General features: G+C 74.0%; 13 protein-coding genes and 1 pseudogene. 8 read left to right on the top strand and 6 right to left on the bottom strand.

The genetic code is table 11. From position 1 onward, the window contains the following. Nucleotides 1-25: 25 nt before the first annotated feature. Nucleotides 26-640 (top strand): hypothetical protein, encoded by a 615-nt coding sequence (locus IG94_RS0102975; RefSeq protein WP_031030518.1) that lies wholly within the window; start codon nucleotides 26-28, stop codon nucleotides 638-640. 52 nt (nucleotides 641-692) lie between these two features. Here the strand turns inward: IG94_RS0102975 and IG94_RS0102970 are convergent, their stop codons facing one another. Continuing rightward, nucleotides 693-926: a hypothetical protein gene (locus IG94_RS0102970; protein WP_031030515.1), complete on the bottom strand. Its 234-nt coding sequence runs from the start codon at nucleotides 924-926 to the stop codon at nucleotides 693-695. A 58-nt stretch (nucleotides 927-984) separates the two neighbouring features. On the opposite strand from IG94_RS0102970, the gene map reads away from it, so the two are divergent. Continuing rightward, nucleotides 985-1,842, top strand: a complete 858-nt coding sequence (map, locus tag IG94_RS0102965) for a type I methionyl aminopeptidase (protein ID WP_031030512.1) — start codon at nucleotides 985-987, stop codon at nucleotides 1,840-1,842. A 135-nt stretch (nucleotides 1,843-1,977) separates the two neighbouring features. After that, nucleotides 1,978-2,628, top strand: a complete 651-nt coding sequence (locus tag IG94_RS0102960; protein WP_031030510.1) for a biliverdin-producing heme oxygenase — start codon at nucleotides 1,978-1,980, stop codon at nucleotides 2,626-2,628. 36 nt (nucleotides 2,629-2,664) lie between these two features. Here IG94_RS0102960 and IG94_RS0102955 read toward each other — a convergent pair whose 3' ends face one another. The 3 genes from IG94_RS0102955 to IG94_RS0102945 form a co-directional block, all read right to left on the bottom strand. After that, nucleotides 2,665-3,309: a PhzF family phenazine biosynthesis protein gene (locus IG94_RS0102955; RefSeq protein ID WP_031030508.1), complete on the bottom strand. Its 645-nt coding sequence runs from the start codon at nucleotides 3,307-3,309 to the stop codon at nucleotides 2,665-2,667. 78 nt (nucleotides 3,310-3,387) lie between these two features. After that, the gene (locus IG94_RS0102950) at nucleotides 3,388-5,025 is read right to left on the bottom strand and encodes an HtaA domain-containing protein (RefSeq protein WP_031030505.1); all 1,638 of its coding nucleotides are present in this window, start codon (nucleotides 5,023-5,025) and stop codon (nucleotides 3,388-3,390) included. Nucleotides 5,026-5,071: 46 nt separating this feature from the next. After that, complete coding sequence (locus tag IG94_RS0102945) at nucleotides 5,072-6,505, bottom strand: HtaA domain-containing protein (protein WP_031030503.1); 1,434 nt, start codon at nucleotides 6,503-6,505, stop codon at nucleotides 5,072-5,074. A 111-nt stretch (nucleotides 6,506-6,616) separates the two neighbouring features. Here IG94_RS0102945 and IG94_RS0102940 point away from each other — a divergent pair, with 111 nt between their 5' ends. From IG94_RS0102940 to IG94_RS0102925, 5 genes and pseudogenes are all read left to right on the top strand, one after another. Further along, nucleotides 6,617-7,645: a heme/hemin ABC transporter substrate-binding protein gene (locus tag IG94_RS0102940; RefSeq protein WP_043482839.1), complete on the top strand. Its 1,029-nt coding sequence runs from the start codon at nucleotides 6,617-6,619 to the stop codon at nucleotides 7,643-7,645. Continuing rightward, nucleotides 7,642-8,736, top strand: coding sequence for a FecCD family ABC transporter permease (locus IG94_RS0102935; protein ID WP_031030498.1), 1,095 nt, complete (start codon nucleotides 7,642-7,644; stop codon nucleotides 8,734-8,736). The genes IG94_RS0102940 and IG94_RS0102935 overlap by 4 nt, the downstream gene beginning before the upstream one ends. Then, a complete protein-coding gene (locus tag IG94_RS0102930) occupies nucleotides 8,733-9,599 on the top strand; it encodes a heme ABC transporter ATP-binding protein (protein ID WP_031030496.1) in 867 nt (288 codons plus the stop codon). The genes IG94_RS0102935 and IG94_RS0102930 overlap by 4 nt, the downstream gene beginning before the upstream one ends. Nucleotides 9,600-9,605: 6 nt before the next feature. Further along, nucleotides 9,606-9,743, top strand: a pseudogene (locus IG94_RS43285) (iron transporter); the annotation flags it as partial. Then, nucleotides 9,703-10,704 (top strand): SCO2278 family lipoprotein, encoded by a 1,002-nt coding sequence (locus IG94_RS0102925; RefSeq protein ID WP_031030493.1) that lies wholly within the window; start codon nucleotides 9,703-9,705, stop codon nucleotides 10,702-10,704. The pseudogene IG94_RS43285 and the gene IG94_RS0102925, both read left to right, overlap by 41 nt. A 99-nt stretch (nucleotides 10,705-10,803) precedes the next feature. On the opposite strand, the gene IG94_RS0102920 is transcribed toward IG94_RS0102925, so the two are convergent. Beyond that, on the bottom strand, nucleotides 10,804-11,535 hold the full coding sequence (locus IG94_RS0102920; RefSeq protein ID WP_031030491.1) for a bifunctional DNA primase/polymerase: 732 nt from the start codon (nucleotides 11,533-11,535) through the stop codon (nucleotides 10,804-10,806). 145 nt (nucleotides 11,536-11,680) lie between these two features. Continuing rightward, the coding region (locus tag IG94_RS0102915) for a TetR/AcrR family transcriptional regulator (protein WP_031030488.1) at nucleotides 11,681-12,323 on the bottom strand (643 nt) is incomplete at its 5' end.

Raw genomic sequence — 12,323 nt, 5'->3', positions numbered from 1 at the left:
ACCGGTTGCGGCAGGATGCGGCGGCATGGACGCCGTACGGGTCGCGCTGCTGCGGGAAGTGCTCGCCGGGACCGAGTGGCTGGGCGCCACCCGGACGTTCGCGGGGGCGCTGCGGGGGTCGGTGGTGCCGCACGGGGGCGGGCTGCTGCTCGTGGGCACCGCCGGGTACGAGCCCTGGCACCTGGCGGCGCACCTGGTGGACGAGGCCGCCTGGTCGGGCACGCCGGAGCTGGCGCCCACGCTGGTACGGCACGACGCGCGCCTCTCGGACCCTGCGCACCTGGCGGTCGGGCTCGGGCGGCTTGCGGCGGCCCGGCGCGGGGAGACGCTGCTCGTGGTGACGCCGGACGACCCCGGCGCCCGGCTCCTCGAGCGGGTGCACGACGCCCGCCGGGCCGGTGCGACGGTGCTGGCGCTGGGCACGGCCCGCGACGCGGGCGAGCGGGAGCTGGCCGCCATGGCGCACGAGACGCTGACCGTGCCGGACGGCGCCGAGCTGGACCTGGACACGGTGCAGCACCTGGTCAGCGCGGCGGCCGGGGAGAACGCGGTACCGCCGCCCCGGGGCCGCCGCCGCTTCCGCGACCGCCTCTCCCGCCTGGCCGACCACCTGACGGCCCCGCCGCCGTCGAGCTGGTGACGGCGGCGGGGCCGTGGCCGATGACGGCGGCGGGGCCGGAAGGGGGCCGGTCTCAGTCCTCGTCGGCGCGCCCCGCGGCGGAGGCGTCGTGCCACTTGGGGTCGTTCTCCCACTGGAGGTTGCGCTCGCGGGCCGTCTGCATCGCGTGCTCGGCCTCCGTGCGGGAGGCGTACGGTCCGAAGCGGTCCTTGCCCGGGCAGTCCGGGCCCTCCTCGACCTTCTGGTGTTCCAGGCAGTAGTACCACTCGCCCGGCTTCCCGACCGTGCGCTTCTTGAACAGGGCCATAAGCTGCTCCTCTCGCCACCCACATGTTCCCCCACGCGTGCTGGTTAGACTCGTTGCCATGTCTGGCCAGTCACTGCTTGAACCGGGGAAGCTGTCCCCCGCCCGTCCCGTGCCCGGGAACATCCGCCGGCCCGAGTACGTCGGGAAGCCCGCACCCGCGCCGTACACCGGCCCCGAGGTGCAGACGCCCGAGACGATCGAGGCGATGCGCGTGGCGGGGCGGATCGCGGCGCGGGCGATGGAGGAGGCCGCGAAGCACATCGCGCCCGGCGTGACGACGGACGAGCTCGACCGGGTGGCGCACGCGTACATGTGCGACCACGGCGCCTACCCGTCGACGCTCGGCTACCGCGGTTTCCCCAAGTCCCTGTGCAGTTCGGTCAACGAGGTCATCTGCCACGGCATCCCCGACTCCACGGTGCTGCGCGACGGCGACATCGTGAACCTCGACGTGACGGCGTACATCGGCGGCGTGCACGGCGACAACAACGCGACCTACCTGGTCGGCGAGGTGGACGAGGAGAGCCGGCTGCTGGTCGAGCGCACCCGGGAGTCGCTGGCCCGCGCGATCAAGGCGGTCAGGCCGGGCCGGCAGGTCAACATCATCGGCCGGGTCATCGAGTCGTACGCGAAGCGGTTCGGGTACGGGGTGGTGCGGGACTTCACCGGGCACGGCGTCAACGCGGCGTTCCACTCGGGGCTGATCATCCCGCACTACGACAGCCCGCACGCGACGACCGTCATCCAGCCCGGGATGACCTTCACCATCGAGCCGATGCTGACGCTCGGGACGCACGAGTACGACATGTGGGACGACGGCTGGACGGTCGTGACGAAGGACCGCAGGCGGACGGCCCAGTTCGAGCACACGCTGGTGGTGACGGACTCGGGCGCGGAGATCCTGACGCTGCCCTGAGACCGGCCCGTACGAGCCGTGGGCCCGCTCTCCTCGGAGGGCGGGCTTTTTCGTGCCCGGGTGGGTACGCTTTTACCGACAGGACGTCGGAAAGACTCTTGACTTAGGTAAGCCTAACCATAGAAAATCGGGCCCATGGACTCCTTCTCGACCCTCATCCGCACGGCGTCGCACGAGCAGCACGTGGAGGCGGAGACCTCCACGTTCATGAGCGACCTGCTCGGCGGCCGGCTCGGCGTCGACGCGTACGCGCGCTACACCGAACAGCTGTGGTTCGTCTACGAAGCCCTGGAAGCCGCCACGGGACGCCTGGCGTCGGACCCGGTCGCGGGCCCCTTCGTCCGGCCCGAGCTGCTGCGCCTCCCCTCCCTGGAGCGGGACCTGGCGCACCTGCGCGGCCCCGGCTGGCGCGCGGCACTGACCCCGCTCCCCGCGACGGAGGCGTACGCCGCCCGGGTGCGCGAGTGCGCCGAGGAGTGGCCGGCGGGATACGTCGCGCACCACTACACGCGCTACCTCGGCGACCTGTCGGGCGGGCAGATCATCCGCGGGAAGGCCGAGAAGACCTGGGGGTTCGAGCGCAAGGGGGACGGAGTCCGCTTCTACGTCTTCGAGGGGATCGCCAACCCGGCCGCCTTCAAGCGCGAGTACCGCGAACTGCTGGACGGCGTCCGCGCCGACGACCTGGAGAAGCAGCGGATCGTCGCCGAGTGCAAGCGCGCCTTCGCGCTCAACACGGCGGTCTTCCAGGGCCTGGGCGAGGAGTTCCCGCTGTCGGCGGCCTGAGCGGCGGTCCGCGGAGGGCGGTGACGGGCGGCGCCGTCACCGCTCCAGGCGTACCCGCCCGCCGATCTCCACCCAGCCCCCGGGCTGCGGGGCCGTCAGGATCTGCGACCCGACGCCCTGCGTGATGTTGAGCGCGCGGCCCAGGCGCTCGGTCAGCAGGAGTGCCGCCGCGCCGGTCGCCTCGTCCTCGTCGATGCCGTCGTCCCGCCCGGGGAAGGCACGGGCGCGCACCCGGCCCGCCGACTCGTCCAGCCAGGCCCACGCGTACACCCACTCCCCCTTGGGCGGCACCGGCAGGTCGTCGACCTCGGCGGCGGTGGCGTACTGGCGCAGGGTGCGCGCAGGCGCCCACTCCGCGCGGGCCTCGATCCAGGTGAACTCCCCGTCGAGGCGGGTGCCCACCACCCCGGCCGGGGTGACCAGTTCGGGCACGTCGAGGAGCCAGGCCGTGCCCACGCAGGGGTGCCCGGCGAAGGGCAGGCGCAGGGTGGGTGTGTAGATGTCGACGACACCGCGCTCGGGGTCGTCGACGAACACGGTCTCGCTGAAGCCCAGTTTCGCGGCGAGCTCCTGGCGCCGCGCGGGCTCGGGCAGCACGGACCCGTCCCGGACGACGCCCAGTTCGTTGCCGTATCCGCCGTTCGGCGCGCAGAAGACGCGCAGTACGTCGTAGTCAGTCACGGGGGCATTCAAGCACCGCTAAAGGGCGGCGGGTTGAGGGTATCCCCCCCCCCACCGGCCCGCCGCCCGGTTGCCCGGCTACTCGGCGGGCTGTCCCTGCGTCCGCCGCTTGCGGGCCGCCCAGACCGCGCCCGCACCCGCTGCCACCGCGACGCCGGCGGCCGCCCCCAGCGCCGGGGCCGGGAGGTCCGTGCCGGTGGAGGCGAGGCTGCCGCCGCCGATCGAGCCGCCCGTGGTGCTGCCCGTGCCGCCGATGGTCGAGGCGGTGCCGCCCGTGCCGCCGGTGGTGCCCGTGCCGCCCGCGGCGCCGCCGGAGGAGCCGCCGGTGCCGTTGCCGCCGGTGCTGCCGCCGGGGAGTTGGGCGTCGTCGCTCAGCGCCACCGACAGGTCGACGGTGTCCAGCGCGGTGCCGGCCGTGTAGAAGTCGCCGAAGGCCTTGGCGCCGGCCTCGGTGAGGGTAGCGGCGATGTCGTCGACCGTGACGACGTTCTCGACGGCCTCCAGTTCGCCGGACGCGGCCTTGAGGTCGGCCAGGACCACGCCCTTGGTCTGGGTGCCGAGGCTGGTCACGTCGGCGCTCAGCTTGCCGGCGCCGCCGTCGAGGGTGGCCTTGAGGTTGGTCAGCGTCAGGTCGAGGCCGTATGTGCCGCCCGACTCGTGGCCCTTGAAGTTGACGGCGCCCTGGAAGGCGGCGGTGAGCTTGCCGGCGTCCGTGTCGTAGGTGCCGGTGGCGTCCTTGAAGGTGAACGCCCCGTTGCCGGCCGCCTGCGTGGCACCGCCGGAGACGGTGACCGCGCCCTTGGCTATGGGGCCGACGACGTAGGAGCGGAAGGACTCCTTCACGCCCCAGCCGAGGGTGCCGTCGGCGATCTCGCCCTGGGCGGGCGCCGCTTCGGCGGGGGCCGAGGGGGAAGTGCCCGTGCCCGCCGAGGCGTTCGGATTCGCGGTGCCGGGGTCGGTGCCGGGCGTGGTGCCTCCGCCGGTCCCGCCGCCGGTCCCACCACCGGTCCCTCCTCCGGCCCCTCCGCCGGTCTCCTCGTCGCCTCCCGGGTCGGCCGGCTCCTGGCCGTCGGGGTCGGTGGGGTCGGTGGACGGGTCGGTGGGGTCGTCCGAGGGGTCGGTGGCCGGGGGTGCGGTGTCGACCACCGTGAGGGGGTCTCCGGCCGCGCCCGCGTAGCCCGCGCTGCCCAGGTACTCGCCCGCCTCCTCGGTGAGGGTGGTGGCCATGTCCGTCATCTCGCGGGTCACCTCGACCGTGGCGAGCGGGACGTCGTCGCCCTTCTTGGTGGGCGTTCCCCCCAGGGTGTCGACCGTCGTGACGTCGGCGGTGATCTCGCCGGCGCCGCTGTCGAAGCGCACGTCGGTGAGGGTGACCTCGAAGCCGTGCGCGGCGGACGCGGCCACCACCTTGCCCTGGAAGCCGAGGTCGACGGTGTGGGCCGTGTCGTCGTAGGTTCCGGTGCCGTCGGTGAAGGTGAAGGCGCCGTTCCCGGCGGCCTGCGTGGCGCCCTCGGAGGCGGTGAAGCTGCCGAACATGCCGACGTAGGTGCGGTACGACTGCTTGATGCCCCAGGTGAGTTCGTAGTCCTGGAGGGGGGTTTCGGCCGCCGCGGCGGGGGCGGCGCCGCCCAGCGTGGCGAGGGCGGTGGCGCCGAGCGCGGCGGCCGTGGCCACGGCGGCGGCGAGTGCGGTGGAGCGGCGTCCTCTGACGGGCATGCTCGGTTCTCCTTCGAGTGGGGAGGGAGTTGGCGCGGGGCGGTTGTCAGCCCTGGTCCGCGTCCGGTGCGGTTCCGGCGGGCCGGGCGCGGCGCCTGCGCAGGGCGACGGCCACGAGGGCCGCGGCCGCGAGCAGGAGGGCACCGGCCGCGAGGGAGACGGGAAGGGCAGGGAAGTCGTCGTCGGCGGCGCTCGCCACGGGGGCGGCGGACGTGTCGGACGCGGACTCCTCGGGCTGCGGGCTCGCGCTGGGCGCGGGCGTGCTGCCGAGGTCGGGCAGGGCGGGCAGTTCGGCGTCGGCGGTGAGGGCGACGGCCAGGGAGACCGGATCCATCTCGGTGCCCGCCGGGTACATGCCGCCGAAGGCCTTCGCGCCGCGCTCGGTGAGTTTCGCGGGCGCCTCGGTGACCTTCACCAGGCCGTCGGCCGGTTTCAGGTCCTCGGCGGCGAAGGTGACCAGGGGCACCTTCTTCTCCTCGGCGTCCGGGCTCCTCACGTCGGCGTACAGCGTCCCCCTGCCGTCCTTCACCGCGGCCCGTACGCCGCTCAGGCCGAGGTCGAGGCCGTGGGCGCCGGTGAAGCGCACCGCGCCGTCGAAGGACGCGGTGAGGCCGCCGTCCGCGTACGTGCCCTCGCCGCCGGGGAAGCGGAAGAGGGCGCCGCCGTCCTGCGCCCCGGCGGACAGGTCCCACTTGCCGTCGGCGATGTCGCCGGTGACGTACTCGCGGAAGGTGCGGCGTACGCCCCAGTCGACGGCGCCCTTCTTGATGGCGCCGTCCGAAGTCGCTCCGGCCTTCGGCGACTTGTCGTCCCCGGGGGCCGTGGTGGACGCGCCGGACGTGCCGGACGGCTGCGGCGCCGCCCGCTGGACGTCCGCGGACAGGCTGACCGGGTCGAGCGCGGTGCCGGCGGTGTAGTACCCGGCGAAGGAGCGGGCGCCCTCGGCGGTGAGGGTGGCGGGCAGGTTGTTCAGGGCCACGGTGTCGCCGCCGCCCTTCATGTCGATGCCGCCGAGGGAGAGGGCGGCGAAGGGCACCTGACGGGACGTCGTGACCGCCCCGGTGTCCTTCGCCTTGCTGACGACGTCCAGGTAGAGCGTGCCGGTGGAGCCGGAGACGCTCACGGTGGGACGGCTGAGGGTGAGGTCGAGCTGGTCGGTGCCGGAGTCGGTGCGGTGGCCGGTGAAGTGCACGCCGCCCGAGAAGGCGGCGCGGAAGGCACCGGTGCCGGCGTCGTAGGTGCCGGCCGCCGAGTGGAACCGGAAGGTGCTGCCGCCGACGGTGGCCGCTCCCCCGGTCAGGGAGTAACTCCCCTTGGCGATGGGGCCGGTGACGTAGCTCTGGAACGAGGACTTGATGCCCCAGTCGAGCCGTCCGCCCTGCACGGTCCGGCCCTCGGCGTGGGCGGCGGTCGCGGGGAGCAGGGCCCCGAGGACGGCCGCGCACACCACGGCGACCAGGGTGCGAAGGCGGGCGGGCATGCGAAGTCCTCCGGATCGGGGGCCGGTAGCGGGCGAAGGTAAGGCTAACCTAAGCTCTAGCCGACTGATACCTGCAGTCGACGGAAAGGACGGGACACCACCGTGCGACGCATGCGGAACCGACTGGCGGGAGTACTGCTGTCCGTACTCGCCCTCTCCCTGGCCGCGACCGGATGCGGAGGCTCCTCCGAGGCCGCGCCCGGGGCGGAGAGCGGCACGCGGGCCGCGACGGCCGGGGATTCCGTCGCGAACCGGGTCGAGCCGCTCGCGGGGGCACCCGAGCCGGACCTTCCGGTGACCGTCCGCTCCGCCGACGGAGAGCGGGTGACGGTCGAGGGGGCCGACCGAGTCGTACCCCTCTCCGGCAGCCTCAGCGAGATCGTCTTCACCCTCGGGCTCGGCGACCGGGTCGTCGCCCGGGACGTCACCGCCACCTTCGAGCAGGCGGCGAAGCTGCCCGTGGTCACCCGGGGCCACGACGTCTCCGCGGAGAGCGTGCTGTCGCTCCGCCCCGACCTGGTGCTCGCCGAGACCACCAGCGGCCCCGAGGAGGCGGTGGACCAGATCCGCGCCGCCGGGGTCCCGGTGCTGTTCGTGGAGGCGGCCAAGGGACTCGACGACGTGGGCCCGCGCATCCAAGCCGTCGCCGACGCCCTCGGCGTACCGGCGGCCGGGAAGGAACTGACCCGGCGTTCGGAGCAGCGGATCGGGGCCGCCCGCAAGGAGGTTCCGCACGGCGACAGGCCGCGGGTCGCCTTCCTGTACCTGCGCGGCTCGGCCTCCGTCTACCTCATCGGCGGCGAGGACTCCGGCGCCGGTTCGCTGATCGAGGCGGCCGGGGCGGTGGACGCCGGGGCCGCCTCCGGGCTCGACAAGGACTTCACGGCCATCACCAGCGAGGCGCTCGTCAAGGCGGCGCCGGACGCGATCCTCGTGATGAGCAAGGGCCTCGAATCGGTCGGCGGCCTGGACGGGCTGGTGAAGATCCCCGGTGTCGCCCAGACCCCGGCCGGGATGGACCGCCGCGTGGTCTCCGTCGAGGACGGCGTACTCCTCAACTACGGCCCGCGCACCGACCAGGTGCTGAAGTCGGTCGTGGCCCAGTTGTACGGCGGCAGCGGCGAGGACGGCCCGAAGTGACCGTCCTGGACAAGCCGGCCCGCCCGCACCGGGCGCCCACCGACCCGGCCCCGCCCCGCGCCCGGCGCACCACCGCCTGGCTGCTGACCGCCGCCCTGGCCGCCGGTCTCCTCGTCCTCGTCCCGGTCGCGGCCGGCACCGGCGCCTATCCGATCCCGGTCGGCGACGTGCTCGGCTCGCTGCTGCACCGGGCCGGGCTCGGCGGCGGCGAACTGGACCGGGTGGCCGAGTCGGTGCTGTGGAACGTGCGGTTCCCCAGGATCGTCCTCGCCCTGCTCGTCGGCGCCTCGCTGGGCTGTGCGGGCGCGCTGATGCAGGGCGTGTTCGGCAACCCGCTCGCCGAGCCGGGTGTCATCGGCGTCTCCTCGGGCGCGGCGGTCGGCGCGGTCGCCGCCCTCGCGTTCGGCGTGCACGTCCTCGGCAACTGGACGGTGTCCGTCTTCGCGTTCGTCTCCGGCCTGGTCACGGTCCTGGTGGTGTACGCGATGTCCCGCTCGGGCGGCCGTACGGAGGTCGTGACGCTGATCCTCACGGGCATCGCGGTGAACGCCTTCGCGGGGGCGCTGATCGGGCTGTTCCTGTTCTTCGCGGACACGGCTGCGGTCAACCAGATCACCTTCTGGCAGCTGGGCTCGCTCGCGCAGGCGACCTGGCCGAAGGTGCTGGCGGTGCTGCCGTGCGCGGCGCTCGGCCTCGGACTGGCCCCGCTGTACGCCCGCCGGCTCGACCTGCTCGCGCTCGGCGAACGCCCCGCCCGGCACCTGGGCGTGGACGTGGAGCGGCTGCGGATCGTCCTGGTGCTGGTGATCGCGCTGCTCACCGCGGCGGCCGTGAGCGTGGCCGGCGTGATCGGCTTCGTCGGGCTGGTCGTGCCGCATCTGCTGCGGATGGCGGCGGGTCCCGGGCACCGGTTCCTGATCCCGGGCAGCGCGCTGCTCGGCGCGCTGGTCCTGCTCGCGGCCGACCTGGCCGCCCGCACGGTCGCGGAACCGGCCGAGCTGCCGCTCGGGGTGCTGACGGCGCTGCTGGGCAGCCCGTTCTTCTTCTGGCTGCTGCGCCGCACCCGGCGCAGGCAGGGAGGCTGGGCATGAGAAACGTGCGACTCCGCCTCGTACCGGCCCGGCTGGCCGCGTCGCTCGTACCGGCCCGGCCCGCGCCGCCGCCCCCGGCCTCCCCCGGCGAGGTCCTCGCCGAGGCCGAAGCCCTGCGGGTGTTCCTCGGCGGGCGGCCGGTCCTCGACGGGGTGGACGTCCGGGTCCGCGCGGGTGAGGTGCTCGCCCTTGTCGGTCCCAACGGGGCGGGGAAGTCGACCCTGTTGGGCGCGCTCGCCGCCGACGTCCCGGCCGCCGAGGGGGTCGTACGCGTCCACGGGCGCCCGGTGTCCGCGTGGTCGGCGCCCGAACTGGCCCTGCGCCGGGCGGTCCTGCCGCAGTCGGCGTCGCTGTCCTTCCCGTTCCCGGTCGAGGAGGTGGTCCGGATGGGCCGGGCGCCCTGGGCGGGCGGCGACGAGGCGGACGAGGACGACGCGGTGGTGGCCGACGCGATGAGCCGCACGGCGGTGACCGGTTTCGCCGGACGCCCGTTCTCCGCGCTCAGCGGCGGTGAGCGGGCCCGGGTGGCTCTCGCCCGGGTCCTCGCCCAGCGCGCTCCCCTGCTGCTGCTCGACGAGCCGACCGCGGCACTGGACCTGCGCCACCAGGAACTCGTGCTGCGGCTGTGCCGGGAGCGGGCGCGGGCCGGGGACGCGGTGGTCGTCGTCCTGCACGACCTGGCGCTGGCGGCGGCGTACGCGGACCGGGTGGCGGTCCTGCGCGCGGGCCGGGTCGCGGCCGACGGCCCTCCGGCGGAGGTCTTCGCCGAGGAGCTGCTGTCCGAGGTCTACGACCAGCCGGTGGAGGTCCTGCCGCATCCGCGCACGGGCGCCCTGCTGGTCCTGCCGCGCCGCGAACCCTGAACGGCGGAGGTCACGGTGTGGCCGCTCTCCCCGGTCCCGGCGCTCACCGGCCGTGTCCCCCCGGTAGGGTTCGCCTCCGGGAAGGGGAAGGTGAAGGAACCTGATGAGCAGGGATCGCGGCCCTCGAAGGCCCCGCAGACTTGACCGGAAGATACTCGCGGCGGCCTCGGTGACCGCTTTGTCGCTGACGGCGAGCGGATGCGTGGTGGTGCACGGCGAGCGCGAGGTGCTGCCGTCGGCCACCCGCGCCGAGGCCGCGAAGGCGCTGGAGCAGTTCACCGAGGCGTACAACGCCGCGGACAAGGCGTACGACACCTCCCTGGACGCCGACCACACCACCGGAGCGCTGGCCGCCATCGACTCGGCACGGCTGAAGGCGGGCGCGACCAACCACCCGGACGGCAACCCGGACCACGCGCCGCTCGAACTGTCCGACGCGAAGTACACGATCCCGAAGAAGGCCGGCTGGCCCCGCTGGTTCGTCGCCGACGCCAAGGCCAACAAGGGTGGCGGCGCACGCTGGTTGCTGGCCTTCACCCGCGACGGCCTGGACGGGACCTGGGAGGCGGCGTACCTGACGCTGGTCGCGCCGGGCAAGGTACCGGAGTTCGTGACCGACGCGGACGGCTGGGCCGAGGCGGTCCCCGCCGACGCCACCGACGTGAGCGTGGCGCCGGGCGACCTCAGCAAGGACTACGCGGCGTACCTGAAGGACGGCGGGAAGTCCTTCGCGGACGGTGTCCACACCAGCACGTGGCGCGCGTCGCGCGAGAAGCGGGGGACGCGGCCCGGCCTGGTCACGCAGTTCATCGACGAACCGCTGACCAACGGCGACTACGCGCCGCTGGCGCTGCGCACGAAGGACGGCGGCGCGCTGGTCTTCTTCACCTCGCGGCACTTCGAGAAGCAGACCGCCGCGCGGGGCGCGTCCGTGCCGACGCCGAACAAGGACGTGCTGGCGCTGACGGACGGCGAGATCAAGCAGTCGCTGACGATGGAGTTCGTCTCCAACGAGGTCGCGCTCGACCCGGCGGACGGCGCGGGTGACGGACAGGTCTCCGTCCTGGGCCGGGTGCAGGGGCTGACGTCGGCGAAGGGCGAGTAACCGGCCGCCGGGCGCCCGGAGTTCTCAGGTTCTCGGCGGCGCAGGGTTCTCAGCGGCGCAGAGTTCTCGACGGCTCAGGTTCTCAACGGCTCAGTGTTCTCAGCGGCGCAGGGGCCAGGCGTCGGCCGCGTGGTCGCTCTCCTCGCCGGCGTGCCGGGCGCAGGCGTCGGTGAGGGTCTCCAGCAGGGTCAGCGGGTCGGGCAGCGGGTGCTCGGGGCCGCGCACCCAGCTCACCGCCCGGTTCTCGCCGGGGAGCCGGGCGGGCGGTACGAGGACGTAGGAGCCGCGGCAGTGCCAGCGCAGGCCGGGATGCTCGTCCATGGTCTCGGGGTGGCAGTCCAGCTCGCAGGGCCACCACTCGTCCTCGTCCTCGGGGGTGCCGCGGGTGAGGGTGAACAGCAGCATGCGTCCGTCGTCGCTCTCGGCGACCGGGCCGACCTCGACACCGGCGTCGAGCAGCCGCCCGAGCGCCTCGCGGCCGGCCTCCAGGGGGACGTCCAGGACGTCGTTGACCATGCCGGTCGCGGTGATGAAGTTGGCCTCGGGCTGATGCCGGGCCCAGCGCTCGATCTGCGAACGGTCGGTCGTGGACTGGGTCTGCCAGGCGAAGGACACCGGGTGCCGGGCGGGGGTGGGACAGCCCACGCGATCGCAGGAGCAACGGTATCCGGCGGGGTGCGCGGCGGGCGCCAGGGGCAGTCCCGCACCGGCGGCGGCGAGCAGCAGATCCTCCCGGCCACCGTCTCCGGCGGCCTCCTTGGGCCGGCGTCCGCGCAGCCACGAGGAGATTTTGCCCTGCAGACCGCTCCGACCGCCGAACTCCGCGCTCATCGATCTCCTCGCCTCGCCGTCGTGCGCACCAGCATGCCCTATCGTCGCACCATTGCGCGCTTCGGGGTCGCGAAGGGACAAACTTCCCTGGTCAGGCGTGTTTCACCAGACTTTTCCGGTCATCACTTCTTCGGTCACCGGCCGGTCACCGGGGCGCGAGCCCGTGCAGCGCGTAGTCGACGAGGGTGTCGGTGTAGGCGTGGGTGTACGGCCCCGTGTGCTGGAGCCAGCGCTGGGCGAGCGGGGAGACGAAGAGTTCCAGCGCGATCCGCAGGTCGATGCCCTGCCGGACCTGGCCCGCCTCCTGGGCCGCGCGCAGCCGGTCGGCGTGCAGCTGGAGCGACGGCTCCAGGAGCCGGGCGACGAAGGTCCGGCCCAGCTGCTCGTTGACGACGCCCTCGGCGGCCAGGGCGCGGTAGGGGGCCTCGAACCGCGGGTCGCGCAGTTCGTCGACGGTGGAGCGCAGGGTGAACTTGAGGTCCGCGGCGACGTCACCGGTGTCCGGGATGGCGTACGCCTCCTCCCCGGCGTTCTCCACGAGCCGCTCGCCGAGATCGAGGAACGCCTCCAGCAGGACGTCCGCCTTCGAGGACCACCAGCGGTAGATCGTCTGCTTGCCGACACCGGCACGGGCGGCGATGCCCTCGATGGTGGTCTTGGGGTAGCCGACCTCCCCGACGAGCGCGAGGGCCGCGTCGTAGATCGCCTGCCGGGAGCGCTGACTGCGCCGGGCGGCGTCCGGGTGCGGCTTCCCGGCGGCGGGGGCCGGGGCGGCAGGGGCCGGGGCG

Source organism: Streptomyces olivaceus, assembly GCF_000721235.1.
Lineage (GTDB): Bacteria > Actinomycetota > Actinomycetes > Streptomycetales > Streptomycetaceae > Streptomyces > Streptomyces olivaceus.
Note: the sequence above shows the minus strand (reverse complement) of the source record. Positions and strands in the feature narration are given on the sequence as shown.